The sequence below is a fragment of the Streptomyces sp. NPDC047974 genome, from assembly GCF_040653375.1.
Lineage (GTDB): Bacteria > Actinomycetota > Actinomycetes > Streptomycetales > Streptomycetaceae > Streptomyces.
Map to the genome: position 1 here is coordinate 55,333 of NZ_JBEZNU010000025.1, position 24,515 is coordinate 79,847.

Genomic DNA, 24,515 nt, shown 5'->3' on the forward strand with positions numbered 1-24,515 from the left:
CCTACAGAAGGGGGGCGACCTCCGCCCCGAAGGCCGCCATCTGGTCGATGAGTTCGCTGCGGCTCCGGCTGCGGAACCGCACCTGGATCTGTCCGACGCCCATCGCCCCGTACTCCCGGAGCGAGGCCGCCAGCTCCTCCGGCGCGCCGGAGAGCGTGCGCCGCCCGACCTCCCAGCCGGGGGCGCCGACGTACAGCGGCTCGGCGATCGCGCCGAAGACGAAGGGCTCCGCGATCCCGGCCTCCTCGCGCAGCCGCCGGATCCGCCCGATCCGGCGGGCGAGCACGTCCCGGGGGTCGCCCTGCGGCAGCCAGCCGTCGCCCTTGAGCGCGGCGCGGCGCACCGCCGCGGGGGAGGAGCCGCCGACCCAGACCGGGACGCGTTCCTGCGCGGGCCGGGGCCGCTGCCCGAGGTCCTTGAAGGCGAACCGCTCGCCGAGGTGCTCCGGGTACTCCTCCGGGCCGAGCGCGGCCCGCAGCGCGTCGAGCGTCTCGTCGAGGACGCCGCCGCGCCCCGAGAAGTCCGCCCCGACCGCCTCGAACTCCTCCTGCACGTGCCCGGCGCCCACCCCGAGGACCAGGCGGCCGCCGGAGAGGTGGTCGACGGTCGCGTACGCCTTGGCGGTGACCAGCGGATGCCGCAGCCCGACGACGGCGACGTGCGAGAGCAGCCGGACCCGCTCGGTGGCGGCGGCCAGGAAGGAGAGGGTGGCGACGGGGTCGTACCAGACGGTGCTCATCCCGGCGGCGAGCCGGCGCGGGATGGCCACGTGGTCGCAGCAGGCGACGTAGTCGAAGCCGTGCGCGTCGGCGGCGCGGGCGACGGCGAGCAGGTCGGCCGGCCCGGCGGCGGCCTCCCAGGGCTCGGCGTAGATCACGGACTGGGACTGGACGGGCAGCTGCATGCCGTAGACCACCACGGGAACCCCCTCATCTGACGCTGCGTCAGTTACGGTGACGGGGCCATGCTGGCGGCTGACGGGTCATCAGGCAAGGGGGGCGACGCGTCGCCGGGCGAGCGTCATGTGTAAGAGGTATAGTTTTTTGTACATGACCCACAGGACGGAGGGCCCGCCATGGCCGTCACTCAGATCGACATAGACGAGGACGCGCTGGAGCGGGCCATGGCCCTGTCCAAGGCGCGGACCAAGAAAGAGGCCGTCAACCTGGCCCTGCGCTTCTACGCCGACCGGCAGGAGCGCGCGGCGCGCATCGGGCGCCACTTCGAGCGGGCTCGCCACTGGGGAGCGGTCGAGGACGCCGAGCGACGCCATCGGGCCGAGAAGGACGCTGGGTGATCTACCTCCTCGACACCTCCGGCCTCGTCCGGCTGCTCGGCGACCCGGCACTCCAGTCGGCCTGGTACGACGCGATCGACGCCGAGGCGATCGCGTCGTGCTACCCGCAGCGCGCCGAGTTCCTGCACAGCGCCCGTTCCGGGCGCGAGTACGACGAGATCGCCGAGATGTTCACCGAGCTCTACCCCGACGTCGCCGTACCCAAGAACGCCGGGCGCTGGATCGACTCCGTACAGCGCCGGATGGCGAGGGTCGGGGAGCACCGGAGCGCCTCGGCCGTCGACCTGATCATCGCGGCCACCGCGGCCCACCACGGCCTGACCGTCCTCCACGACGATGACGACTACCGGACCGTCGCCCGCCACGCGCCTGACGTGAGCGAACAGAACGTCCGGAGCGTCCTGGCCTAGGCGGCACGGGGGCGGGGGTCCGAGAGGGACCCCGCCCCTCACCTCACGGCCGCCACAGCCCCTCCGGGGTCAGCCCCAGCAGGTCGACGGCGTTGCCGCGCACGATCCGCTCGACGACATCCGGCGCCAGGTGGCCCATCTGCGCCTCCCCCACCTCCTTGGACTTCGGCCAGGTGGAGTCGGAGTGCGGGTAGTCCGTCTCGTAGAGGACGTTCCCCGCACCGATCGCGTCGAGGTTCCGCAGCCCGAAGGCGTCGTCGAAGAAGCAGCCGAAGACGTGCCCGGCGAAGAGCTCCGACGGCGGGCGCGTGACCTTGTCGGCGACCCCGCCCCAGGCGCGGTTCTCCTCCCAGACGACGTCCGCCCGCTCCAGGATGTACGGGATCCAGCCGATCTGGCCCTCCGCGTACATGATCCGCAGGTTCGGGAAGCGCTCGAACTTGCCGCTCATCAGCCAGTCGACCATCGAGAAGCAGCAGTTGGCGAAGGTGATGGTGGAGCCGACCGCCGGCGGCGCGTCCGCCGAGGTGGACGGCATCCGGCTGGACGAGCCGATGTGCATCGCGACGACCGTGCCGGTCTCGTCGCAGGCCCGGAAGAAGGGGTCCCAGTGGTCGGTGTGGACCGAGGGCAGCCCCAGGTGCGGCGGGATCTCGGAGAAGGCGACGGCCCGGACGCCCCGGGCGGCGTTCCGCCGCACCTCGGCGGCGGCCAGCTCCGGGTCCCAGAGCGGGACGAGGGTGAGCGGGATCAGCCGCCCGCGCGCCTCGGGCCCGCACCACTCCTCGACCATCCAGTCGTTGTAGGCGCGCACGCAGAGCAGCCCGAGCTCCCGGTCGGACGCCTCGGTGAAGGTCTGGCCGCAGAAGCGCGGGAAGGTCGGGAAGCAGAGCGCGGACTGGACGTGGTTGACGTCCATGTCGGCGAGCCGGTCCGGCACGGAGAACGAACCCGGACGCATCTGCTCGTACGTGATCACTTCGAGCCGTATCTCGTCCCGGTCGTAGCCGACGGCCGTGTCGAGCCGGGTGAGGGGCCGGTGAAGGTCCTCGTAGACCCACCAGTCGCCGATGGGCCCGTCGTCGCCCTTCGCGCCCATGACGGGCGCGAACTTGCCGCCGAGGAAGGTCATCTCCTTCAGCGGGGCGCGGACGATCCGCGGGCCGGTGTCGCGGTACCGCGACGGGAGCCGGTCCTGCCAGACGTGCGGGGGCTCCACGGTGTGGTCGTCCACCGAGATGATCCTGGGGAAGGTCTCCTGGGTCTCCATACCCCTCACGGTAGCGCCGATCTGACGAACCGTCAGCTATCGTGACGCCCGGCCCCGGTCACAGCTCCTCCACAAGGGCGCCCCGATGCTGACGCGCTCCCTCCGGACAAGGCAGACTGTCTGGGGCGATACCACCGGCAGGGCAGGGGGAGCCATGGGTCAGGACAGAGGGCCGCGCGTCCCGGCGCAGGCCCCTCGCACGCGGGAGGCCGGGGCCGCCCTCGGCGTGCCCCGACAGCGGCCGGAAGCGGGCGGAGCCGGCCGGTCCGACGGGGGCACCGCGGCCGAGGACACCCCCACGACCGCTCTGCGCTTCGGCGTGCTCGGCCCCGTACGGGCCTGGCGGGACGAGGAGGCGCTGGCCACCGGGTCGCCGCAGCAGCGGGCGGTCCTGGCCGCGCTGCTGCTGCGCGGCGGACGGACGGCGACCGCCGCCGAGCTGATCGACGCGCTCTGGGGCGAGGAGCCGCCCTCGCAGGCGCTCGCCGCGCTGCGCACGTACGCCTCCCGGCTGCGCAAGGCGCTCGGCGCCGAGGTACTGGTCAGCGTGGACGGCGGCTACGCGCTGCGGACGACCGCGCTGGACCTCACCCGGGCGCGGGAGCTCGCCGCCGAGGCCGAGCGGCGGCGGGCGGGCGGCGACCGGGCCGGCGCGCGGGCCCGGCTCGCGGAGGCGCTCGACCTGTGGGACGGCGAGGTGCTGGCCGCCGTCCCGGGGCCGTACGCCGAGAACCAGCGGACCCGCCTGGAGGAGTGGCGGCTCACCCTCCTGGAGACCCGGCTCGACATCGACCTGGAGGTCGGCGCGCACGCCGAGGCCGTCTCCGAACTGACCGCGCTCACCGCCGCGCACCCGCTGCGCGAGCGGCTGCGCGAACTCCTCATGCTCGCGCTCTACCGCGGCGGCCGGCAGGCCGAGGCACTCGCCGTGTACGCCGACACCCGTCGCCTCCTCGCCGACGAGCTCGGCGTCGACCCGACCCCGGAGCTCTCCCGCCTCCAGCAGCGCATCCTCCAGGGCGACGCGGAACTGGCCCGCCCGGTCGAGGAGCAGGCCCCGGCGGCGGCGCCGGTGTCCCGCCCGGCACAACTCCCCGCGACCGTCCCCGACTTCACCGGCCGCGCCGCCTTCGTGCGGGAGCTGGGCGACCGGCTCGCGACCGCCGAGGGCTCCGTCATGGCGGTCTCGGCGCTCGCCGGCATCGGCGGGGTCGGCAAGACCACGCTCGCCGTCCACGTCGCACACGAGGCGCGCCCGCACTTCCCGGACGGGCAGCTGTACGTCGACCTCCAGGGCGCGGGCGCGCAGTCCGCGGCGCCGGAGACGGTCCTCGGCTCCTTCCTCCGCGCGCTCGGCACCCCGGACTCGGCCATCCCGGACTCCCTCGACGACCGCGCCGCCCTCTACCGCTCGACGCTGGACGGCCGGCGCGTCCTGGTCCTCCTGGACAACGCCCGGGACGCCGCCCAGATCCGCCCGCTGCTGCCCGGCACGGCGGGCTGCGCGGCCCTGGTCACCAGCCGGATCCGGATGCTCGACCTGGCGGGCGCGCACCTGGTGGACCTGGACGTGATGTCCCCGGAGGAGGCGCTGCAGCTCTTCACCCGCATCGTCGGCACCGAACGCGTCCAGGCGGAGCGCGAAGCGGCCCTCGACGTCGTCGCGGCCTGCGGCTTCCTCCCCCTCGCGATCCGCATCGCCGCCTCGCGCCTGGCGGCGCGGCGCACCTGGACGGTCTCGGTCCTGGCCGCGAAGCTCGCGGACGAGCGCCGCCGCCTCGACGAACTCCAGGCCGGCGACCTCGCCGTCAAGGCCACCTTCGAACTGGGCTACGGCCAGCTCGAACCGGCCCAGGCGAGGGCCTTCCGCCTCCTGGGCCTGGCGGACGGCCCCGACATCTCCCTCGCGGCGGCGGCGGCCGTCCTCGACCTCCCGCTCTGGGACACCGAGGACCTCCTGGAGGCCCTGGTGGACACCTCCCTCCTGGAGTCCGCCGCCCCCGGCCGCTACCGCTACCACGACCTGGTCCGCCTCTACGCCCGCGCCTGCGCCGACCGCGACGAGCACCCCCCGACGGAGAAGGCCGCGGCCCTCTCCCGCCTCCTCGACTTCTACCTCTCGACGGCGGCCCGGGTGTACGCCATCGAACGCCCCGGCGACCGCCTGGTCGACCACCTGGAACCGACCGAGTACGAAGGCCTCACCTTCACCGACCGCCACCAGGCCCAGGACTGGCTCTACGCCGAATCCCACTGCCTCCTCGCCTGCGTCCGCCACTCCGCCACCACCCCCTCGACCCTCCGCCGCGCGGTGGACCTGCTGTGGGCGTCCCTGGACCTCGGCGAATCCGGAGCCAACGCGAAGGAGTTCGAGGCGACGGGCGCCGTCGCCCGGGACGCCGCCCGCGCCTTCGGGGACGACAAGGCCGAAGGGCGCGCCCTCATGGTCCTGGCGGGGGTCCACCACACGGCGGGCCGCTTCCAGGAGGCGGACCGCGACGCCGAGCTCGCGCTGCCCTGCGCGGAGAAGGCAGGCGATCCGGTTCCGGCGTGCTGGTCCGCCAACGCCCGGGGCATCATCGCGCTCTACCAGAACCGCTTCGCGGAGGGCGAGCAGCACCTGACCGAGGCCATCGAGAGGTTCCGGGAGATCGGCGACGACCCCGGCGAGGCGAGCGCCCTCTGCAACCTGTCCCGTATCCACCTGGCCATGGGGCGGACGTCGAGCGCGATCGAACTGGCCCTCCGCGGCACGGAGATATACGACTCCATGGGGCACGCCCTCCGCGGCGCGAACGGGAGGTACGCGCTGGGGCTGGCGCTCACCCAGGACAACCAGCTCGCCGCGGCGGGCGAGCGCCTGCAGGAGGCCCTGGCCGTCTTCGCCGACAGCAGGCAGCGGCTCTGGGAGGGCATGACGCTGTTCCGCCTCTCCGAGGTGGACCTCGCCGCCCGCCGGTACCCCCAGGCGGCGTCCAACGCCGAGATGGCGCTCACCGTGCTCCGGGGCATCGGGGGCGAGTGGCGGCGGGCCAACGTGCTCACCGTCCTCGGACGCGCCCTCTACCTCCTCGGCCAGAGCGGCCGGGCGCAGGCGTGCTGGCACGAGGCCCTGGGCGTCTTCGACGCCCTCGAGTCCCCGGAGGCGGCCCAGGTCCGCGCGCTGCTGGAACCGGCCGCGGCCGCCTAGACCGCACGCCGCCAGCACGTTCATCGTTCGTTTATCGCCACCCGGCATGCTGGTTCTCAGAACAGGCCGCCTCGTCGGGGGACGGGCGGCCCGGTGACAAGGCCGACGACCCGGGGGTTAGGGTGGTCGGCCCGGAGATCCGGCTGGTTTTCCATGGGGGAAGGGTCGGCCGGATCTTCTCCTCTCTTCTTATTCCAGACGCAGGAGTTGACGAGCATGACCGACCCGCTGAAGCAGGACCCGATCATCAAGCCCCTCGACATGCACGCCACTTCGACGCCGGCCGTCGACGCCATCACCGAGAAGATCACGGGTTCGGCCGAGGCGGACATCACCACCAAGGACATGCACGCCACCTCCGAGCCGGCCGTCGACGCCATCACGGAGAAGGTCGTCGGCGAGGGCAACGCCGCCCCGGCCAAGTAAGCCACTCCCCACGGGGATGACGGCACCGGCGGCGACTTCGGGGGAGTTGCCGGTGCCCTCCACAGGGGGCCGGTCGACGGGGGAGCGCGCGGTCCGGGGGACGGCCGGGCGGAGCCAGGGGGGATCCGTCAGGGCAGCGACCGCGCGCGACGCGACAGGCCACCGCACAGGAGGGGCCGGGCACACGCCCGGCCCCTCCTGTCTTTGCTCCGTGCGTCGAGTGCGGCCCCGTCGATGCCGGCGCTCGACCGGCCGCCCGCGTTCACGCCCCCTCGGCGCAGCCCTCCGCCGGCGGGGCGATCGCGCCGCCGGAGACGTGGGCCGTCCAGCGGGCGAGGGCCGAGTCGGGTTCCTGTTTGGCGTAGCGGGCGTAGCCGTCGCCGTAGGCGGGGTCCTGGGTGTAGCCGACGACGTAGGTGCGGCCGGGAACGAGGACGGGGTACTGGGGGTCGTGGCTCGTGTAGCGGCCCTGAGGGTCGCGGCCGACGCCCTGGCCGAGGGTGAGGGAGGCGGGGACCTCGCCCTTGAGGGGGCGCAGGACGCGGAGGCGGACGCGCTGGATGCCGCCGGGGCCGCCGTCGGCGTCCGGGTCGTAGCCGACGGCCGATTCGACGGCGGCGTAGGCGAGGTGGGTCATCGCGGCCGGCACGTACTCGTCGCGGGAGAGGTCGGGGAGGCAGAGGGCGTGCACGGGGGCCGTACGGGCGGTGAGGGCTTCCGTCGCGGCCCAGGCGGTGGCGCCGAGGACGAGCGTCCCGGCGAGGGCGAGGCCGGCGATCCGGGGTCGGTTCATGGTCACTTCCAGAGCTTGCGGTAGTTCGCCTCGTCGCGGTCCGTGGGCGCCGTCGGCGGGTTGTCGGGGACCTTCGTCCACATCACCGAGGCCCAGGTGTCCGGCTTGTGGCACAGGCCGAGGGCGTGGCCGAGCTCATGGACGGCGATGTGCCGGCGAGAGCTGCGGTCCTTGTACCGGCCGTCCATGTAGTACGAGTTCAGGTAGACGTAGTCGACGCCGGGCTTGCCCTGCCAGTAGCCCCCGTGTCCGTCGGCCTTGGAGTAGTCGCGCCATTCCAGGTCGTTGACGCTTCCGGCGTCGTCGGGGGCGATCTTCACCAGGCCGAGCGACCAGGCCCGGTGGGCCCAGGTCAGCGCGTCGTTGTACTTGCTGTCGTCCTCCCAGCGGAGCTCCTTGCCGTCCACGCTGGAGTCCCCGCGGGTCTCGGACTCCCCCGCGACGCACGGCGCGGGACCGGCCTCGGCGCGGGCGGCGTGCGGGCTGAGGAGGTGGGCGACCGCCAGGACGGCGGCGGCCACGACGGGACCGGCTGCCTGCATCAGGGGCTCCTCGCGCGATCCGGGACCGGGTCTCGGAGCGTATCCGCAGGTCCGGAGCCGGGAAGGGCGGATGGGCCGGGTGTCATCCGGACGGGCGAGCGCCCGCCGGGAAGCGTGCCACCGGACGCGCCCCGCCCGAGGATCGGGTGCGGGCCGCGTCGAGGCGGAGGAGACGGCCTAGTTGCGGGCGTACGACCCCAGGCCGACGAGGCAGTAGACGTACTCGCTGATGGTGGTGCCGTTCATGGTGTAGCGGTGGGAGAAGGCGTACTCCGTCTTGGGGTTGGCGTTGCACCGGTCCATGTCGGAGGTCATGGGGAAGGTCTGGATGACCTTGTAGTGGGCGTCCGAGGCCGAGCAGGAGACCTCTTCGACGCCGCTGACGGACTGGGCGGTCTCCGAGTTCGGGAGGGTGCCGTTGAGGCAGGTGCCCTTGTCGTACGGGTCGGGCTCCTCCTCGGTGGGGGTGGGGTCGGCGGTGGGGTCGGCGCCCGGGGTGGGGAGGTCCAGGCTGGGGAAGGGCGAGATCGAGAAGGTGGGGATGGTGGGCCGGGCGTCGGGCGTGTCCTTCTCGTCGTTGGCGTTGAGGAGGTACGAGCCTCCGACGATCGCGCCGATGACGAGGAGGGGGACGAGGCAGCCGGCGACGCCGGACCTGCGCCGCTGCGGGGCCTGGCCTCCGGCGACGGTGATGCGGAGGAGGACGGTGCCGCCGGCGAGCCGGACCGGGACGAGGTCGCCGTGGCGGCAGGGCGGGACGTGGAGCTGGGTGGGGCCGGTCGGCAGGGTGACCGGGATGACGACTCCGGTGGCGGCCTGGTTCGGGGTGAGGGTGAGGGGGATCTCCTGGGTGGACACCTGCTGCTCCTCGGATCGGACGGGGACGGGGACGGGGAGTGCGCGCCTCTATGACGTGTACACGCGGCGGACCGGTTGCGGCCGCGGAGGGCTTTCTATAAAAGGATTCCAATCCTCCGGATAACGCTCCCCTCGCCTCAACCCCGCGTCCGCAGCTCCCCCTTGACCACCTTCCCGCTCGCGTTCCTCGGCAGTTCCGCCACGAACTCGACCTGCCTCGGCACCTTGTAGTTGGCCATCTCGCGCCGCGACCAGGCGATCAGGTCGTCGGCGGTGACCCGCGCGCCCGGGCGCCGCACCGCGAAGGCCTTGCCGACCTCCCCCAGGCGGGCGTCCGGGACACCGATGACGGCGACGTCGGCGATGTCCGGGTGCAGGCCCAGGAGTTGCTCGATCTCGGCGGGGTAGGCGTTGAAGCCGCCGACGATGAACATGTCCTTGAGCCGGTCGGTGATCCGGAGGTTGCCCGCCTCGTCGAGGACGCCGATGTCGCCGGTGCGCAGCCAGCCGTCGGGGTCGATCGCGGCGGCCGTCGCCGCCTCGTCCTCGAAGTAGCCGCGCATCACGTTGTGGCCCCTGACCAGGACCTCGCCCGCGTCGGAGAGGCGGACCTCGACGCCGGCGACGGGGCGGCCCGAGGTGGTGGCGACGGTCTCGTCCGGGTCGTCGCGGTGGCACATGGTGACCAGGCCGCTCGCCTCGGAGAGGCCGTACGCGGTGAGGACCGTGCCGACGCCCAGTTCGGCGCGGAGGCGTTCGACGAGCAGCAGCGGGACGACGGCCGCGCCGGTGACGACGAGGCGGAGGCTGCTCAGGTCGTGGGCGGTGCGGGCCGGGTGGTCGAGGAGCGACTGGTGGAGGGTGGGCGGTCCGGGCAGCACGCTGATCCGTTCGGCGGCGATGTTGGCGAGGACGGTGTCGACGGTGAAGACGGGCTGCGGCACGATCACCGCCCCGCGCATCAGACAGGCGAGGACGCCCGCCTTGTAGCCGAAGGTGTGGAAGAAGGGGTTCACGACCAGGTACCGGTCGCCCTCCGCCAGGCCCGCGAGGCCGGCCCACTCCGCGTAGCAGCGCAGGGTCTGGGCGTGGCTGATGACGGCGCCCTTGGGGCGGCCGGTGGTACCGGAGGTGTAGACGATGTCGGAGGGACCGTCCGGGGCGATGGCGTCGGCACGGGCCCGCACGCGCTCCGCCGGGACCCGGTCGCCCTCGGCGAGGAAGGCCTTCCAGGTGGTCCACTCGGCCTCGTCGGGCGCGGTGTCGCCGAGGACGACGACCCGCTCCAGGTCCGGCAGCGGCACCCCGGCGCGGCGCAGCGAGGCGACGTACGAGGTGCCGAGGAAGGTGCCGGTGACGAAGAGGAGGCGGGCGCGGGAGCGGGCGAGGACGTCGGCGGCCTCGGTGCCCTTGAAGCGGGTGTTGAGGGGGACGAGGACGGCGCCGGCGGTGACCGCGCCGAGCGCGGCGACGATCCAGTCGAGGCTGTTGGGCGCCCAGACCGCGACCCGGTCCCCGGCGCGTATCCCGGTGGCGAGGCAGGCGGCGGCGGACCGCTCGACGCGGGCGGCGAGTCCGGCGTACGTGATCCGGGTGCGGCCGTCGACGACGGCCTCCCGTTCGCCGTACCGCTCCCCCGCCGACCGGACGAGTCCCGGGATCGTGCCCCACTCCAGGTCGCCGCGCACGTCCATACCCAACCTCCCGGTAGCCCACCCGTAGCTGACTATCCGTCAGATTAGTTGTAGCCTGACGCGCTGTCAGCAGTGCTGCCCCAGAAGGAGGTCCGGTGCTCAAGGACGCCACAGCCATCGTCGGGATCGGCCAGACGGCCTTCGCGAAACACCTCCCCGAGACCGAGAAGACCCTCGCCTGCCGGGCGATCCTCGCCGCCCTCGACGACGCCGGCATCGCCCCGTCCGAGGTCGACGCCTTCGCCTCGTACACGATGGAGGAGACCGACGAGGTCGAGGTCGCCAAGGCCATCGGCGCCGGCGACGTCACCTTCTTCTCCAAGGTCGGCTACGGCGGCGGCGGCTCCTGCGCCACCGTCGGCCACCTCGCCGCCGCCGTCGCCACCGGCCAGGCGAGCGTCGGCGTCGCCTGGCGGTCCAGGAAGCGCGGCTCCGGCCCCCGCCCCTGGAAGAACACCGCCGTCCAGCTCCCCACCCCCGGCCAGTGGACCCGCCCCCACGGGCTGCTCCGCCCCGCCGACGAGATCGGCATGCTCGCCCGCCGCTACATGCACGAGTACGGCGCCACCCGCGACCACCTCTTCAACGTCGCCCTCGCCTGCCGCAACCGCGCCAACCAGAACCCCGACGCGATCATGTACGAACGCCCGCTGACCCGCGAGATGTACATGACCTCCCGCTGGATCAGCGAACCCCTCTGCCTCTTCGACAACTGCCTGGAGACCGACGGCGCGCTGGCCTGCGTCGTCGTCTCCGCCGAACGCGCCCGCGACTGCCGCCGCACGCCCGTCTACGTCCACGCCGCCGCCCAGGGCCTGCCCGCCCAGCACCACGGCATGGTCAACTACTGGAACGACGACCCGCTCACCGGCCCCGCCTGGACCGCCGCCCGCCACCTGTGGAAGCACGCCGACTTCGGCCCGGACGACGTGGACGTCGCCCAGATCTACGACGCCTTCACCCCGCTCGTCCCGCTCTCCCTGGAGGGCTACGGCTTCTGCGGCCGCGGCGAGGGCGCCGCCTTCACCGAGGGCGGCGCCCTCGAACTCGGCGGCCGGCTCCCCCTCAACACCGGCGGCGGCGGCCTCTCCGAGGCGTACGTCCACGGCTTCAACCTCATCACCGAGGGCGTGAAGCAGCTCCGCGGCACCTCCACCGCCCAGGTCCCGTCCGCCGCCACCTGCCTCGTCACCGCCGGCGAGGGCGTCCCCACGTCCGCCCTACTCCTCAGGAGCTGAACCGATGCTGACCCCTGTCGTCGACGAGGACGGCGCTCCCTTCTGGGAGTACGCCGCCCGCGGCGAACTCCGCGTCCAGGCCTGCGCCGGGAAGGACTGCGGAGAACTCCGCTTCCCGCCCCGCCCCTGCTGCCCGCACTGCCAGTCGTTCGCCGCCGAGTGGCGGCTGATGTCCGGGCGCGGCCGGATCTGGTCGTACGTGCTCCCGCACCCGCCGCTCCTCCCCGACTACGCCGAGCAGGCCCCCTACAACGCGGTCCTCGTCGAACTCGCCGACGCGCCCCGCATCCGCCTCGCCGGCAACGTCGTCGCCGCCCCCGACGCGCCCCTGAACTCGGTCGACCCGGCCCGGCTCCGCATCGGCGCCCCCGTCCGCGTCGCCTTCACCCGGATCGACGGGCTCGCCGTCCCCCGCTGGCTCCTGGAACGCGGATGACGATCTCCCTGGAGCGGGACAAGGCGACCGGCGTCGCGGTCGTCACCCTCGACCGGCCCGAGCGGCTCAACGCCATCACCCTCGCCATGGCGGACGAACTCGCCGCCGTCTGGCGGGAGTTCCGGTACGACGACGAGATCCGGGCGGTCGTCCTCACCGGCGCCGGCGGCCGGGCCTTCTGCACCGGCATCGACCGCGACGACGCCGGCCGGGTGCCGCAGCCCTCGTCCCCGTACACCCTCGACGACCCGCTGCTCACCATCGGCCCCAAGGCCAACGACCTGTGGAAACCGGTGATCGCCGCGGTGGAGGGGATGGCCTGCGGGGGCGCCTTCTACCTGCTCGGCGAGGCCGAGTTCCTGATCGCCGGCGAGACGGCGGCCTTCTTCGACCCGCACACCACCTACGGCATGGTCAGCGCCTTCGAGACCATCCACATGGCGCAGCGGATGCCGTTCGGGGAGATCGCCCGGATGGCCCTCATGGGCTCCGCCGAACGGATCTCCGCGCGGCGGGCCTACGAGACGGGGCTGGTCAGCGAGGTGACGGAGCCCGGCGGGGCGGCGGCCGCCGCGCGGGAGGCGGCGGCCGTCATCGCCTCCTACCCCACCGGGGCCGTCCAGGGCACGGTCCGCGCCCTCTGGTCCGCCAAGGAGGCCGTCAGGTCCCAGGCCCTCGCCCAGGCCCCGCACCTGGTGACGCTCGGCAACCTGCCGGCGGACCGGCAGGCGGAGCTGTTCAGGAGGCGGGGGACGGGGTACCGGACGCGGTAGGCGTCGCGCCCGTCTCGACCGCCTCGCGGATCACGCACTTCTTGACCTTGTCGACGAGGCGGGGCTTCGCCATCTTCACCTCGAAGTCCTTCCGCTGCCCGCCCTCCACCGTCACGACCGTCTCCGCCGTGTCCACGACCGAACCGGTGCCGCTCCTGAACTCCAGGGTCACCCGGTAGGTCTCGGTGGTGCTGTACAGCCCCTCGTTGACGATCCGGAGCGTCGCCGTGGTGTCGGCCTTGCGGGCGGGCTTGCCCTTGCGCTTCTTCTGCTCGGGCTTCACGCAGTCGACGACGAGCACGTCGACACCCGGGCCGTACGTGGCCGTGGCCGTCGGCTCGGCGGTGTACTCGCTGCCGCCGCCGGCGCTGCTGCTGCTGCTGTCGTAGCCGCTGGAACCCGAGCCGGAGCCGGATCCGGAGCCCTCGTAGTCGTCGTTGTCCTTCTTGTCGCTGGAGCAGCCGCCCCCGCCGCTGCTCTTCGACTTGCTCTTGCCGCTGCCGCCCTTGCCGCCGCCGCTGCTGCTCGTCTGGAAGCCGGTCAGCGCCAGCACCACCACCGTCAGCGTCGCCGCCATCTTCAGCCGGGTCCGTACCACCGTCACCATCTCCCCGTCCGTCCGTCGTGTGCGCGCCACACCCTAGCGGGGCCCCGGATCCCGCATGGCGGGCCCCCGGGACCGGGCGTAGCGTCGGGAGCGAGAGAGCCGGACCGCGCAGCCCCCGAGGAGGCCGATCGATGATCCGCAACATCGTCGGCTCGGTCCTGGCCCTCGCCGGAGCGACGGCCGCCGTCTGGAGCCCCTTCCGTGCCTGGTACGACGGCCGTCACGGCAGCGACTACGCGATCGGGGACCTCTTCACCGGCATCACCGGCTCCGACTCCGGGGTCATCGGCTCGATCCTGCTGCCGTTCGCCTTCGCCGCCCTCGTCACCCTGCTCGGAGTGGTGCTGCGCTCCCGGCTGCTCGTCGCGGCCGCCGGGGTGATCGTCCTCGGCTTCACGGTCCTGTGGATGGTGCGGGTCGGGCAGGCCGAGGGCAGCCTGGTGATCTCCGGGGACGGCCGCGGCCTCGGCGACGGCGTCGCGAACGCCGTCGGCGGCGGGCTGCTGCTCCTGCTCGGCGCGCTCGTCATGTCCGGCCGCCCGAAGCACCACCGCCTGGAGCCGGCCGCGGCACGGCCGCACACCCACCCGACGCTCGACGAGGGCCCGCCGCCGGAGCCGTACGGAACCGGGGACGAGGCGACGGACCGGGGGACCTGGGAGCCGTACGGCAGCGAGACCCGGTCCATGCCGTACGCCGCCCCCGGCCGCTTCGACGTCCCCGCCGAGCCGCCGCGCGACCCGGACGGCCGCCCGGCGGACGGCGGCCCGAGGGCCTAGGCCGTCTCTTCCGGATCATGCCGGGCTCGATCCGGAGGAAACGGCCTAGCGGGCCGCCGCGCCCCGGCCGGCCGTCGCCGTGCCCTTCGCCGCGTCGAGCGCGTACACGCACCGGTCCTTGCTGCACGCGTACACCACCCCGCCCTTGGCCACCGGCGAGCCGGTGATCTCGCCGCCGGTGGCGAGCTTCCAGCGGAGCTGTCCGCCGGTCGCGTCCAGGGTGTAGAGGACGTGGTCGGCGGAGCCGAAGTGGACCCGGCCGTCGGCGACGACGGGCGTGCCGACCAGCTCGGCACCGGCCGCGAACCGCCACCGGGGCGTGCCGGTGACCGCGTCCAGGGTGTAGAGCGCGCTGCCGCTGCCCACGTGCACGTTGCCGTCCGCGACGAGCACCGGCTCGGACGACTGGCGCTGCTCGGTGGCGATCCGCCAGCGGTCCTGGCCGGTGGTGGCGTCGAGGGCGTACACCGTGCCGAGGTGGTCGGCGAGGTAGACGCCGCCGCCGGTGACGGCCGGGCCGGGCGCGAAGGCCGGCGGGGAGAGGAAGACGGCGGGCGCCTCGAAGTGCCAGCGGACGTGCCCGGCGGCGATGTCGATCGACAGGACGCGGGTGCCGGCGGAGACGTACACGCAGCCGTCCTCGGCCGGGGCGACCCGGACCGGCACGTGCCCGCAGGAGGCGGCGTCGCCGATCGGGTACGACCAGCGCTCGGTGCCCGTCCGGGCGTCGAGGGCCTTCAGCCGGGCGTCCTGCCACACGTACACGGTGTCGCCGTGGATCGCCGGACCGGCCTCCGGGGTCTCGAAGTCCGTCTGGCAGCCGGTGACCTCCCACAGCTTGGCGCCGTTGGACGCCTCCCAGCCCTGCGCGCCGCCGCCCCGGGTGCCGGTGACGACGGTGCCCCGGTCGACCTTGAGGGAGTACACCCAGGCGTCGGTGCGCAGCCGCCAGCGCTCGCCGCCGTCGGTGGCGTCGAGCGCGTACAGGGTCGGCCCGTCGGAGGCGTGGATGCGGCCCTGGGCCACCGCCATCGACCAGGCGACGTCCCGGGTCTTGAACTGGCGCCGGCCGGAGCCGGTGTCCAGGGCGTGCACCTCGAAGGAGGTCACGTAGAGCAGGTCGCCGTCGACGACCGGCGTCCCCCACACGTCGTTCGACATGCGGAAGCGCCACGGCCGCCAGGGCCCCGGCTCGGGCTGCGCCGCCTGCTGCGGTACGGGCGCGGGCGTGGCGCCCGGCGCGGCCTCGCCGCCCGGCGGACGGACCCAGCCGGTGGCGTGCGGGTCGGCGGCCTGGCCGAGGCGGAGCGCCGCCCGGGTGTCGGCGACCCGGGGGCCGGGCCCGATCGGCACGGTGGCACCGCCGAGCCGCACCGGACCGCCGGACTCCGCCGCGGGGCCCGCGTGCCGGCCGCCCGCGTGGGCGGGCTCGGGCGAGCGCGGGTCGCCGCCCTCGTACGGGGCGGGCGGGCGCGGCGGCATCGGCGGCGGGGAGACCGGCGGCGGCGGGGTCGTGCGGCCGCCGCGCCGGGTCTCGATCATGGTGACGGCGGACTCGGGCAGCCACGCGGAGGCGGTGCCGCTGTCGTCGCTGCCCGGGCCGAAGAGGTGCGGGGCGAGCATGGCCTGGAGGTCGGCCGGGGTGGGGCGCTGGGCCACGTCCATCTGCATGCACGCCTCAATGAGCGGCCGCAGCTCGTCCGGCAGGCCCTCCAGGTCGGGGCCCTCGCGCAGCAGCATGAAGACGGTCTCGACCGGGTTGGCGCCGTGGAAGGGCGCGTGCCCGGTGGCGGCGAAGACGAGCATGGAGCCGAGCGAGAAGACGTCGCTGGCGCCGGTGACGCTGCGCGAGTCGCGGGCCTGCTCGGGCGACATGTAGGCGGGGGTGCCCACGGCGACGTTGGTCATCGTCAGCCGTGTGTTGGAGACGCCGGACGCGATGCCGAAGTCGATCACCCGGGGCCCGTCCTCGACGACGAGCACGTTGGACGGCTTGAGGTCGCGGTGGACGAGCCCCGCGCCGTGGATGGACTGCAGCGCCTCGGCGACGCCCGCGGCGAGCCAGCGGACGGCCTGGGCCGGGAGCGGCCCGCACTCGTTCACTATCTCTTCCAGCGAGGGCGCCGGGACGTACGCGGTCGCCAGCCACGGCACGGCGGCCCGCGGGTCGGCGTCGACCACGGCGGCCGTGTAGAAGCCGGACACCGCCCGGGCGGCCTCCACCTCACGGGTGAACCGCACCCGGAACAGCTGGTCCTCCGCGAGCTCGGTGCGCACGGTCTTGATCGCCACGCGCCGGCCGGACGCCGAACGCGCGAGATAGACCAGACCCATACCGCCCGCGCCGAGCCGGCCCAGCACCTCGAACGGCCCGATGCGTCTCGGGTCGTGCTGCGTCAGCTGTTCCACTTGCCTGCCACCTCCCCGTACGGGCCACGACGATACGGCCCCGGGCCCTGATTCTTCCTGTCCGAGGCCCCGGTTGCGAACCCGGGGGCGGATCGGGGTGTCACAGGTCATATCGAGCGGATCGCTCACGGTGCGGCGGGGGGCTCCGAGAGGGTGGACGGGGTGGGGGCGGGGGTGCCGAGCGGGGTGGTGTCGGTGGAGAGGGCGGCGGGTTCGCCGGGGGCGAGGAGGGGGTCGGCGGGGAGGGGTTCGGCGAGGACGGCGAAGCGGGCGCCCTGGTTGTCGTGGAGGACGGCGATGCGGCCGTAGGGGGTGTCGACGGGGGGTTCGGCGATCCGGCCGCCGAGGCGGACGGTGGTGGCGCAGGCCTCGTCGCAGTCGCGGACGGCGAAGTAGACGAGGACGTGGCCGGGCATCTCGGCGGGGAAGGCGTCGGTGATGACGGCCCGGCCGCCGAAGGCGGTGTCGTCGCCGGGGCGGGAGCCGGGCGGGGACCAGACGCGGTAGTCGAAGCCGGGCTCCTTGCCCTCCTCCGCGGGGTCGGCCTGGCGGCCGAGCCAGCCGAAGACGGAGGCGTAGAAGGTGTCCACGGGGCCGGGGCGGCGGGTGTACACCTCCATCCAGCAGAACGAGCCGGGTTCGTTGGTGACCTCGAAGCCGTCGTCGTCGCCGGACTGGCGCAGGCCGAGGACGGCGCCGCCGGGGTCGGCGGCGAGGGCGAGGACGCCGAAGGGGCCGACGGGGTACGGCTCCATGACCATCTGCCCGCCGGCGGCCTTCACCCGGGCGGCGACGGTGCCGGCGTCCTTGGTGGCGAGGTAGACGGTCCAGGTGGTGGGCATGCGGCCGTCCCGCTTGGGGAGGAGTCCGGCGACCCGGCGGCCGTCGAGGAGGGCCTCGTCGCGGTCGTCGTCGAAGGTCCAGCCGAACAGCTCGCCGTAGAAGCGCTTGCCCGCCTCCAGGTCGGGGAGCTGCGCGTCCACCCAGCAGGGGGTGCCTTCCGTGTATACGGCCATGGCCCCACGCTAGGGCGGCGGGGACGGGGGCGCCCTCCGGTGTGCGCCGTCCGGGGCGGGGCGGGCACCTGGCGCGATCCCTTCGCACGACGCGCCGAGGAGACCCCCGCCGACCTCGGAGAACGGGGTGCACCCCATTTGCAGTCGGCCGAATCGCGCGCTGATCGCCCCTCGGTAAGCTGACGGCATGACAGGACAAGTACGCACCGTCGACGGCCGCGTGGCCGGACGACGCGGCCAGGCGACGCGGCAGAAGCTGCTCGACTGCCTCGGTGAGATGCTCAGCTCCTCGCCGTACCGGGACGTCAAGGTCATCGACGTGGCCCGGAAGGCGGGTACTTCACCCGCGACGTTCTATCAGTACTTCCCGGACGTCGAAGGCGCCGTCCTGGAGATCGCGGAGGAAATGGCGAAGGAGGGCGCCGGGTTGACGGAACTGGTCTCCGGCCGCTCCTGGATCGGCAAGGCCGCCTGGCAGACCTCCGAGGAACTCGTCGACGGCTTCCTCGACTTCTGGCGGAAGCACGACGCGATCCTGCGGGTCGTGGACCTCGGCGCCGCGGAGGGCGACAAGCGCTTCTACAAGATCCGCATGAAGATCCTGAACTCGGTCACCAACTCCCTGACGGACGCGGTGAAGGAGCTCCAGGCCAAGGGCAAGGTCGACAAGGAGGTCAGCGCGGCCGCCATGGCCGGCTCGCTCGTGGCGATGCTGGCCTCGGTCGCCGGCCACCAGAAGGGCTTCACCACCTGGGGTGTGAAGCAGGCCGAACTCAAGCCGAACCTCGCCCTGTTGGTGCACCTGGGCATCACGGGCAAGAAGCCGGTCAGATAGGCCGGGGGCCGTACCGGAGCCCTTCCTTCACCCGTCCTGTCGTCGACGCCGACGTCGGTCACCGCCCCCGCGAGGGGCAAGGCCGCCGTCGGCGTCGTCGTGTGTACGGGCCGGCGGCGAGCGCGAGCAGCGCCCGGCCCGCCGTCCCGGGCGGGATCACCTCCGGGTGAGCCGGAAGAGCCGGATCTCGCGCTCGATCCGGGCCTGGTAGGAGGCGTACGGGGGCCAGAAGGCGAGGGCCGCCTTCCAGGCCGCCGCCCGCTCCTCCCCCGTCAGCCGCTCGGCCCGTACGGGGATCGCCTCGCCCTTCCAGCTGATCTCCGCGTCCGGGTGGGCGAGCAGGTTGGCCGTCCAGGCGGGGTGTCCGGGGCGGCCGAAGTTGGAGCCGATGAGCAGCCAGGTCCCCCGCTCGGGCTCCGGCATGCAGGCGAGCGGGGTGGTCCGCCGCTGCCCGCTCCTCGCGCCGGTGGCGGTGAGCACCACGCCGGGCAGCATCCGGGTGCTGAGCAGGGTCTTCCCCCCGCTGAGCCGGTGCACGGCCTTGTCGAGGGCGGGGATGACGCGGGGTGCGATCCGCGCGAAGGTCCGGGTCGAGGAGACCTTCTGGACGAGTCCGACGCCGAGTCTCGTTCCTCTGGGCATCAGGCGGCCGCCTCTCCGGTGGGGCCGAGGAGGCCGGTGCGTTCCGCCGCGCGGGCCCGGAGGCGTCCGGCGGGGCCGAAGAGGAGCGCGTCGGCGGTGGCGCGGCGGCCGTAGCGGTCGGCGTCGTGCGGCGGCACGGCTTCCCCGGCGGCGTCGCGGAGGACGTCGAGGGCCTGGGCGAGGGCGAGGGGCCCGCTCTCGGGGCCGGGTCCCGGCTCGCGGGCGGCGCAGTAGGTCAGGGTGCGGGCGGCCTCGACCTGGACGTGGAGGTCGGCGAGGCGGTGCCGTTCGCCGGCGGTGACGCGGCCGAGGGCGCCTTCCAGGGCGCCCCGGGCGGCTCCGGTGGCCTCGGCGGCGAGGAGGACGGCGGCGGTGCGGCCCGCGGTGGCGAGGGCGCGGGTGATGTCGGCGGGGTCGGCGGGGTCCTCGCCGAGGAGCTCGGCCGGGACGTCGCGGAGCTGGACGGTGGCCGGGGCGCGGGTGGGGTCGAGTCCGGCGTGCCGGGTGCGGACGAGCCCGGTGCCGGCGTCCCGCGTGCGGACCAGGTAGAGGAGCGTACGGCTGCGGGCGAAGCCGCCGGTGTGGGCGGCGACGAGCAGGAGGCCGGCGCTGTGGCCGTCGAGGACCTGGGCGGCCTCGCCGTAGAGGAGCCAGCCGTCGCCGTCGGGCGCGGGGCGGGCCTGGACGCCGCCGGCCCGGCCGTCGCCGGACCAGGCGCCGGTGGTGTTGTCGCCGGTGAGGCCGAGGGCGTGGGCGAGGGAGCCGCCGGGGGCGGCGAGCGCGCAGGTGAGCTCGCCGGCGGCGATCCTCGGCAGGAGGTCGGCGCGCTGGGCGGGGGTGCCGAGGGCGGCGACGAGGGGGGCGGTGAGGACGGTGGTGGCGAGCAGCGGGGAGGGGGCGAGGGCGCGGCCGGTCTCCTCGCAGGCGAGGGCGAGTTCGGGGAGGGCGAGGCGGGCGAGCCCGAGTTCGCCGGACATGCGGGCCCAGAGGGCGGGGTCGTACCCCTCGGGGGTGGGGGCGGGGGTGGGGCGGGCGTACCGGTCGAGCAGGTCCCGCAGGGCGCGGCGGATCTCCCGCTGTTCCTCGGTGGCGGTCTCCATGGGACTCCCTCCGTATCTGACGGTGCGTCATGCTAGGCCCGGGGAAGGTGGGTTGCCATACCGACGGGGCCCGGATCGCAGATATCTGATGTACCGTCAGATTCATGACCGCCCACGCAACCGCCACCGCCTCCCCGCGTACCGCCCGCCCCGGCCGGCGCCGGGTCGCCGTCGCCGGCGTCGCGCTCTCCGACTGCGGCCGGGTCGACGAGGCCACCCCCTACGCGCTCCACGCCCAGGCCGCCCGGCGCGCCCTCGCCGACAGCGGCCTCGACCGCTCGCTCGTCGACGGCCTCGCCTCCGCCGGGCTCGGCACGCTCGCTCCCGTGGAGGTCGCCGAGTATCTGGGCCTGCGCCCCACCTGGGTGGACTCCACCACGGTCGGCGGCGCCACCTGGGAGGTCATGGCCGCCCACGCCGCCGACGCGATCGCCGCGGGGCACGCCAAGGCGGTCCTGCTCGTGTACGGCTCCACCGCGCGCGCCGACATCAAGGCCCGGCGCCGCACCTCCGACCTCTCCTTCGGCGCCCGCGGGCCGCTCCAGTTCGAGGCGCCGTACGGCCACACCCTCGTCGCCAAGTACGCGATGGCCGCGCGCCGCCACATGCACGAGTACGGCACCACCCTGGAGCAGCTCGCCGAGGTCGCGGTCCGGGCGCGGGCGAACGCGGCGCTGAACCCCGAGGCGATGTTCCGCACCCCGATCACCGTCGACGAGGTCCTCGACGGCCCGATGATCGCCGACCCCTTCACCAAGCTCCACTGCTGCATCCGCAGCGACGGGGGGTGCGCGGTGCTGCTCGTGGCCGAGGAGTACGCGCGGGACCTGGCGAAGCCGCCCGTCTGGATCCTCGGCACCGGGGAACACGTCTCGCACACGACGATGTCCGAGTGGGCGGACTTCACGGTCTCGCCGGCGGCGGTCAGCGGCCGCCTCGCCTTCGAGCGGGCCGGGGTGACGCCCGCGGACATCGACGTCGCCGAGGTCTACGACGCCTTCACGTACATGACGCTGGTGACCCTGGAGGACCTGGGCTTCTGCGCGAAGGGGGAGGGCGGGGCGTACCTCACGGACAAGACGGCGGTCCCCGTCAACACCGACGGCGGCGGCCTCTCGGCCTGCCACCCCGGCATGCGGGGCCTCTTCCTCCTCGTCGAGGCCGTCCGCCAGCTCCGGGGCGAGGCCCCCGGCCTCCAGGTCCGCCGCGCCGACGGCTCCCTCCCCGAACTCGCCCTCGCCTCCGCCACCGGCGGCTGGTTCTGCTCCGCCGCGACGATGATCCTGGCCCGCTCCTGACCGGACCCACCGCACCGTCGCGGGCCCGGGTTCGACCCGGGCGCGGCTTACGCTCGGCGCATGAGCGACTTCCATCACGCGCTGCGTTCGCTGCGGGTCTGGGACGGCGAGCTGCCCGCGTTCGACCCGGGCACCGCCCCCGCCGACCCCCTCGCCCTCTTCCACTCCTGGTTCCTCGACGCCGTCGCCGCCGGCCAGAGCGAACCGCACACGCCCTCCCTCGCGACGGCCGGCGCGGACGGCCGCCCCGACGTCCGCACCGTGATGCTCCACGACGCCGACGACCGCGGCTGGCACTTCGCCTCGCACGCGACCAGCGCGAAGGGCCGGCAGCTGGCCGCCAACCCGGAGGCCGCGCTGGGCTTCTACTGGCCGGTGCGGGCCCGCCAGGTCCGCGTCCGGGGCCGCGTCGCCACCGCGAGCCGCGAGGAGGCGTACGCGGACCTGCACGCCCGCACCACCGGAGCCCTCGCCGCCGCCCTCACCGGCCGCCAGAGCGAACCCCTCGACTCCCCCGAGACCCTCGCCGCGGCGAGCGACGCGGCCTGGCGCCGCGCCGAGGCCGAGCCGGACGCCGACGCCCCCACCTGGACCCTGTACGTCGTCGAACCCGCCGAGGTCGAGTTCTTCCAGGGCGACGCCCGCCGCCGCCACCTCCGGCTCCGCTACCGCCGCACCCCGGACACCCCCTCCGGCTGGGCCAAGGAGCTGCTCTGGCCCTGAGGGCGCACCATGGAAAGGGAGGTGTGAGAACCATGGCCACCTACATGGACGTGCACCGCGGCATGGTCGGGATCACGGAGGACCAGCTCCTCGAAGCCCACCGCGCCGACCTCGCCATCGAGAAGGAGGAAGGGGTCCACTTCCAGAAGGCGTGGGCGGACCCCCGGTCCGGCACCGTCTACTGCCTGTCGACGGGCCCCTCCGCCGACGCCGTGCAGCGGATCCACCAGCGGACCGGCCACGCGGCCGACGAGATCCACGAGGTGCCCCTGACGGTGTGAGCCGGGCATGACCCGGAAGGGACGGCCTGGGGCGCCCCCGGGACGGGGGCGCCCTACTCGTACGCGTGCTCCGTCCCGTACATCTCCTCGATCTCCCGCGCGAAGTCCCGCAGCACCGCCCGCCTGCGGAGTTTCAGCGAGGGCGTGAGATGGCCGGAGGTCTCGGAGAACTCGGTGGTCAGGACGCGGAAGGCGCGGATGGACTCGGCCCTGGACACGAGCCGGTTGGCGTCGTCGACCGCCTTCTGCACCACCGCGAGCAGCTCCGTGTCCCGCGTCAGCTCCCACAGCGCCAGGTGGTCCTTCTGCCGCATCCGCCGCCAGTGGGCGAGCCCCTCGTGGTCGAGGGTGATCAGCGCGGTGACGTACGGGCGGTTGTCGCCGACCACCATGCACTGGGCGACCAGCGGGTGGGCGCGCAGCCAGTCCTCCAGCGGCGCCGGGGCGACGTTCTTGCCGGCCGAGGTGATGAGGAGGTCCTTCTTGCGGCCGGTGATGGTGAGGTAGCCGTCCTCGTCGAGCGAGCCGAGGTCGCCGGTCGGGAACCAGCCCTCGTCGGTGTACGGGACGGCGGTGCCGCGCTGCGCGTCCCAGTACCCGGCGAAGACGTGCGGGCCGCGCAGCCACACCTCCCCGTCGTCGGCGATCCGCACCCCCGTGCCGGGCAGCGGAAGCCCGACGGTGCCGGTGCGCGGCGCGAGCGGCGGGGTGACGGTCGACGCGGCCGTCGTCTCCGTCAGGCCGTACCCCTCGAAGACCTCGACGCCCGCGCCCCGGAAGAACTCCGCGAGCCGCACGCCCAGCGGCGAGCCGCCGCAGATCACGTACCGCACGCGCCCGCCGAGCGCCGCCCGGATCCGGCGGTAGACCAGCGGGTCGTACAGGGCGCGCGCCGCCCGCACCGAGAGCGAGGGCGTCTCGGTCCGCCCGAAGCGGCGGGCGGTCCGCGCGGCCCGGTCGAAGGCGGCACCCTTCCCGGAGCGCTCGGCGACGGCCCGGGCCCGGTTGTAGACCTTCTCCATCACGTACGGGATCGCGAGGAGGAACGTCGGCCGGAAGCCGGCCAGGTCGTCGAGGAGGTCCTCGCCCTCCACGGACGGCGCGTGCCCGACGCGTACCCGTGCCCGGACGCAGCCCACCGCCACCATCCGCCCGAAGACGTGCGAGAGCGGCAGGAAGAGCAGGGTGGACGGCGGCTCGCCGCCCTCGGGGGCGAAGACCGGGTGGAGGAGCCTGACCGCGTTGTCGACCTCGGCGAAGAAGTTGGCGTGGGTGAGGGCGCAGCCCTTGGGCCGGCCGGTGGTGCCGGAGGTGTAGACGAGGGTGGCGAGGACGTCCGGGGTGAGCAGCCCTCGCCGGGCCGTCACCGTCTCGTCCGGGACCCGCGCCCCGGCCTGCCGCAGCTGCTCCACGGCCCCCGCGTCGAGGACCCAGAGGTGGCTGAGGCCGGGCAGCCGGCTCCGTTCGGCGGAGACGAGCCGCGCCTGCCCGGCGTCCTCGACGACGCAGGCGACGGCGCCGGAGTCCTGGAGGATCCAGCGGGTCTGGAAGGCGGAGGAGGTCGGGTAGACGGGGACGGTGACGAGCCCGGCGGCCCAGGCGGCGAAGTCGAGCAGCGTCCACTCGTAGGTGGTGCGGGCCATCAGGGCGAGCCGGTCGCCGGGGCGCAGCCCGTGGGCGACGAGTCCCTTGGCGACGGAGTGCACCTCGGCGGCGAAGCGGGCGGCGGTGACGTCCCGCCAGTTCCCCTCCCCGTCCTTCCGGGAGAAGACGACGGCGTCGGGTTCCTGCCGGGCGTTGTCGTACGGCAGGTCGGCGAGCGAACCGCGCTCGACCCGGGGCACGAGCGCGGGCGCGGACACCTCCCGTACCCGTCCGTCGACGCGGAGGAAGGCGAG

General features: G+C 74.2%; 24 protein-coding genes. 12 read left to right on the plus strand and 12 right to left on the minus strand.

The features are described 5' to 3' along the window. Position 1 precedes the first annotated feature (1 nt). Positions 2-919, minus strand: a complete 918-nt coding sequence (locus tag AB0E19_RS29240) for a TIGR03619 family F420-dependent LLM class oxidoreductase (protein ID WP_362185191.1) — start codon at positions 917-919, stop codon at positions 2-4. A 156-nt stretch (positions 920-1,075) separates the two neighbouring features. On the opposite strand from AB0E19_RS29240, the gene AB0E19_RS29245 reads away from it, so the two are divergent. Both AB0E19_RS29245 and AB0E19_RS29250 read left to right on the plus strand, forming a co-directional pair. Beyond that, entirely contained in the window at positions 1,076-1,297 is a 222-nt protein-coding gene (locus AB0E19_RS29245; RefSeq protein ID WP_030495222.1) for a type II toxin-antitoxin system VapB family antitoxin, read from the plus strand. Beyond that, a complete protein-coding gene (locus AB0E19_RS29250) occupies positions 1,294-1,707 on the plus strand; it encodes a PIN domain-containing protein (RefSeq protein ID WP_362185192.1) in 414 nt (137 codons plus the stop codon). Before AB0E19_RS29245 ends, AB0E19_RS29250 begins: the two co-directional genes overlap by 4 nt. A gap of 43 nt (positions 1,708-1,750) precedes the next feature. Here AB0E19_RS29250 and AB0E19_RS29255 read toward each other — a convergent pair whose 3' ends face one another. Further along, positions 1,751-2,977 (minus strand): amidohydrolase family protein, encoded by a 1,227-nt coding sequence (locus tag AB0E19_RS29255; protein WP_362185193.1) that lies wholly within the window; start codon positions 2,975-2,977, stop codon positions 1,751-1,753. Between the two features lie 154 nt (positions 2,978-3,131). Between AB0E19_RS29255 and AB0E19_RS29260 the strand changes: the two genes are divergently transcribed. Both AB0E19_RS29260 and AB0E19_RS29265 read left to right on the plus strand, forming a co-directional pair. Then, the gene (locus AB0E19_RS29260; RefSeq protein WP_362185194.1) at positions 3,132-6,167 is read left to right on the plus strand and encodes a BTAD domain-containing putative transcriptional regulator; all 3,036 of its coding nucleotides are present in this window, start codon (positions 3,132-3,134) and stop codon (positions 6,165-6,167) included. 216 nt (positions 6,168-6,383) lie between these two features. Next, complete coding sequence (locus AB0E19_RS29265; protein ID WP_362185195.1) at positions 6,384-6,593, plus strand: hypothetical protein; 210 nt, start codon at positions 6,384-6,386, stop codon at positions 6,591-6,593. Positions 6,594-6,855: 262 nt separating this feature from the next. Here the strand turns inward: AB0E19_RS29265 and AB0E19_RS29270 are convergent, their stop codons facing one another. The 4 genes from AB0E19_RS29270 to AB0E19_RS29285 form a co-directional block, all read right to left on the minus strand. Beyond that, on the minus strand, positions 6,856-7,386 hold the full coding sequence (locus AB0E19_RS29270; RefSeq protein ID WP_362185196.1) for a hypothetical protein: 531 nt from the start codon (positions 7,384-7,386) through the stop codon (positions 6,856-6,858). Positions 7,387-7,388: 2 nt separating this feature from the next. Further along, positions 7,389-7,928: a matrixin family metalloprotease gene (locus tag AB0E19_RS29275; protein ID WP_362185197.1), complete on the minus strand. Its 540-nt coding sequence runs from the start codon at positions 7,926-7,928 to the stop codon at positions 7,389-7,391. 177 nt (positions 7,929-8,105) lie between these two features. Further along, positions 8,106-8,786 (minus strand): hypothetical protein, encoded by a 681-nt coding sequence (locus tag AB0E19_RS29280; RefSeq protein ID WP_362185198.1) that lies wholly within the window; start codon positions 8,784-8,786, stop codon positions 8,106-8,108. A 137-nt stretch (positions 8,787-8,923) separates the two neighbouring features. Further along, positions 8,924-10,474, minus strand: a complete 1,551-nt coding sequence (locus AB0E19_RS29285) for a FadD3 family acyl-CoA ligase (protein ID WP_362185252.1) — start codon at positions 10,472-10,474, stop codon at positions 8,924-8,926. A 101-nt stretch (positions 10,475-10,575) separates the two neighbouring features. Between AB0E19_RS29285 and AB0E19_RS29290 the strand changes: the two genes are divergently transcribed. Genes AB0E19_RS29290 through AB0E19_RS29300 form a run of 3 tightly spaced genes read left to right on the plus strand, consistent with a single transcriptional unit; the run spans position 10,576 to position 12,927 of the window. Then, positions 10,576-11,718, plus strand: coding sequence for a lipid-transfer protein (locus AB0E19_RS29290; RefSeq protein ID WP_362185199.1), 1,143 nt, complete (start codon positions 10,576-10,578; stop codon positions 11,716-11,718). A gap of 4 nt (positions 11,719-11,722) precedes the next feature. Next, on the plus strand, positions 11,723-12,154 hold the full coding sequence (locus AB0E19_RS29295) for an OB-fold domain-containing protein (RefSeq protein ID WP_362185200.1): 432 nt from the start codon (positions 11,723-11,725) through the stop codon (positions 12,152-12,154). After that, on the plus strand, positions 12,151-12,927 hold the full coding sequence (locus AB0E19_RS29300) for an enoyl-CoA hydratase/isomerase family protein (protein ID WP_362185201.1): 777 nt from the start codon (positions 12,151-12,153) through the stop codon (positions 12,925-12,927). The genes AB0E19_RS29295 and AB0E19_RS29300 overlap by 4 nt, the downstream gene beginning before the upstream one ends. On the opposite strand, the gene AB0E19_RS29305 is transcribed toward AB0E19_RS29300, so the two are convergent. After that, positions 12,893-13,534 (minus strand): hypothetical protein, encoded by a 642-nt coding sequence (locus AB0E19_RS29305; protein WP_362185202.1) that lies wholly within the window; start codon positions 13,532-13,534, stop codon positions 12,893-12,895. The genes AB0E19_RS29300 and AB0E19_RS29305 overlap by 35 nt on opposite strands. 131 nt (positions 13,535-13,665) lie before the next feature. On the opposite strand from AB0E19_RS29305, the gene AB0E19_RS29310 reads away from it, so the two are divergent. Then, positions 13,666-14,313, plus strand: coding sequence for a hypothetical protein (locus tag AB0E19_RS29310; protein WP_362185203.1), 648 nt, complete (start codon positions 13,666-13,668; stop codon positions 14,311-14,313). A gap of 45 nt (positions 14,314-14,358) precedes the next feature. On the opposite strand, the gene AB0E19_RS29315 is transcribed toward AB0E19_RS29310, so the two are convergent. After that, positions 14,359-16,722, minus strand: a complete 2,364-nt coding sequence (locus tag AB0E19_RS29315) for a PQQ-binding-like beta-propeller repeat protein (RefSeq protein WP_362185204.1) — start codon at positions 16,720-16,722, stop codon at positions 14,359-14,361. Between the two features lie 125 nt (positions 16,723-16,847). Continuing rightward, positions 16,848-17,738, minus strand: coding sequence for a VOC family protein (locus AB0E19_RS29320; protein WP_362185205.1), 891 nt, complete (start codon positions 17,736-17,738; stop codon positions 16,848-16,850). A gap of 187 nt (positions 17,739-17,925) precedes the next feature. On the opposite strand from AB0E19_RS29320, the gene AB0E19_RS29325 reads away from it, so the two are divergent. Beyond that, on the plus strand, positions 17,926-18,573 hold the full coding sequence (locus AB0E19_RS29325) for a TetR family transcriptional regulator (RefSeq protein WP_360609491.1): 648 nt from the start codon (positions 17,926-17,928) through the stop codon (positions 18,571-18,573). Between the two features lie 156 nt (positions 18,574-18,729). Here the strand turns inward: AB0E19_RS29325 and AB0E19_RS29330 are convergent, their stop codons facing one another. After that, entirely contained in the window at positions 18,730-19,215 is a 486-nt protein-coding gene (locus tag AB0E19_RS29330) for a nitroreductase/quinone reductase family protein (RefSeq protein WP_362185206.1), read from the minus strand. Next, on the minus strand, positions 19,215-20,315 hold the full coding sequence (locus AB0E19_RS29335; RefSeq protein ID WP_362185207.1) for an acyl-CoA dehydrogenase family protein: 1,101 nt from the start codon (positions 20,313-20,315) through the stop codon (positions 19,215-19,217). The genes AB0E19_RS29330 and AB0E19_RS29335 overlap by 1 nt, the downstream gene beginning before the upstream one ends. Positions 20,316-20,419: 104 nt before the next feature. Between AB0E19_RS29335 and AB0E19_RS29340 the strand changes: the two genes are divergently transcribed. From AB0E19_RS29340 to AB0E19_RS29350, 3 genes are read left to right on the plus strand one after another with little or no spacing between them, the layout of a single operon-like run. Then, positions 20,420-21,613 carry an acetyl-CoA acetyltransferase gene (locus AB0E19_RS29340; RefSeq protein ID WP_362185208.1) on the plus strand — a complete coding sequence of 398 codons (1,194 nt, stop codon included), beginning with the start codon at positions 20,420-20,422 and terminating at the stop codon, positions 21,611-21,613. A 60-nt stretch (positions 21,614-21,673) separates the two neighbouring features. Continuing rightward, positions 21,674-22,336, plus strand: coding sequence for a pyridoxal 5'-phosphate synthase (locus tag AB0E19_RS29345; RefSeq protein WP_362185209.1), 663 nt, complete (start codon positions 21,674-21,676; stop codon positions 22,334-22,336). A 32-nt stretch (positions 22,337-22,368) separates the two neighbouring features. Beyond that, entirely contained in the window at positions 22,369-22,617 is a 249-nt protein-coding gene (locus AB0E19_RS29350; protein ID WP_362185210.1) for an SCO4226 family nickel-binding protein, read from the plus strand. A gap of 53 nt (positions 22,618-22,670) precedes the next feature. Here AB0E19_RS29350 and AB0E19_RS29355 read toward each other — a convergent pair whose 3' ends face one another. Continuing rightward, positions 22,671-24,479, minus strand: coding sequence for an AMP-dependent synthetase/ligase (locus AB0E19_RS29355; protein WP_362185253.1), 1,809 nt, complete (start codon positions 24,477-24,479; stop codon positions 22,671-22,673). Between the last annotated feature and the right edge of the window lie 36 nt (positions 24,480-24,515).

Excerpts from the sequence above, each read along its gene's own strand:
- AB0E19_RS29275 (WP_362185197.1), bottom strand. The coding sequence starts at position 7,928 with ATGCAGGCAGCCGGTCCCGTCGTGGCCGCCGCCGTCCTGGCGGTCGCC.
- AB0E19_RS29270 (WP_362185196.1), bottom strand. The coding sequence starts at position 7,386 with ATGAACCGACCCCGGATCGCCGGCCTCGCCCTCGCCGGGACGCTCGTC.
- AB0E19_RS29335 (WP_362185207.1), bottom strand. The coding sequence starts at position 20,315 with ATGGAGACCGCCACCGAGGAACAGCGGGAGATCCGCCGCGCCCTGCGG.
- AB0E19_RS29245 (WP_030495222.1), top strand. The coding sequence starts at position 1,076 with ATGGCCGTCACTCAGATCGACATAGACGAGGACGCGCTGGAGCGGGCC.
- AB0E19_RS29260 (WP_362185194.1), top strand. The coding sequence starts at position 3,132 with ATGGGTCAGGACAGAGGGCCGCGCGTCCCGGCGCAGGCCCCTCGCACG.
- AB0E19_RS29300 (WP_362185201.1), top strand. The coding sequence starts at position 12,151 with ATGACGATCTCCCTGGAGCGGGACAAGGCGACCGGCGTCGCGGTCGTC.
- AB0E19_RS29350 (WP_362185210.1), top strand. The coding sequence starts at position 22,369 with ATGGCCACCTACATGGACGTGCACCGCGGCATGGTCGGGATCACGGAG.
- AB0E19_RS29255 (WP_362185193.1), bottom strand. The coding sequence starts at position 2,977 with ATGGAGACCCAGGAGACCTTCCCCAGGATCATCTCGGTGGACGACCAC.
- AB0E19_RS29325 (WP_360609491.1), top strand. The coding sequence starts at position 17,926 with ATGACAGGACAAGTACGCACCGTCGACGGCCGCGTGGCCGGACGACGC.
- AB0E19_RS29320 (WP_362185205.1), bottom strand. The coding sequence starts at position 17,738 with ATGGCCGTATACACGGAAGGCACCCCCTGCTGGGTGGACGCGCAGCTC.
- AB0E19_RS29330 (WP_362185206.1), bottom strand. The coding sequence starts at position 19,215 with ATGCCCAGAGGAACGAGACTCGGCGTCGGACTCGTCCAGAAGGTCTCC.
- AB0E19_RS29265 (WP_362185195.1), top strand. The coding sequence starts at position 6,384 with ATGACCGACCCGCTGAAGCAGGACCCGATCATCAAGCCCCTCGACATG.
- AB0E19_RS29305 (WP_362185202.1), bottom strand. The coding sequence starts at position 13,534 with ATGGTGACGGTGGTACGGACCCGGCTGAAGATGGCGGCGACGCTGACG.
- AB0E19_RS29345 (WP_362185209.1), top strand. The coding sequence starts at position 21,674 with ATGAGCGACTTCCATCACGCGCTGCGTTCGCTGCGGGTCTGGGACGGC.
- AB0E19_RS29295 (WP_362185200.1), top strand. The coding sequence starts at position 11,723 with ATGCTGACCCCTGTCGTCGACGAGGACGGCGCTCCCTTCTGGGAGTAC.
- AB0E19_RS29340 (WP_362185208.1), top strand. The coding sequence starts at position 20,420 with ATGACCGCCCACGCAACCGCCACCGCCTCCCCGCGTACCGCCCGCCCC.
- AB0E19_RS29310 (WP_362185203.1), top strand. The coding sequence starts at position 13,666 with ATGATCCGCAACATCGTCGGCTCGGTCCTGGCCCTCGCCGGAGCGACG.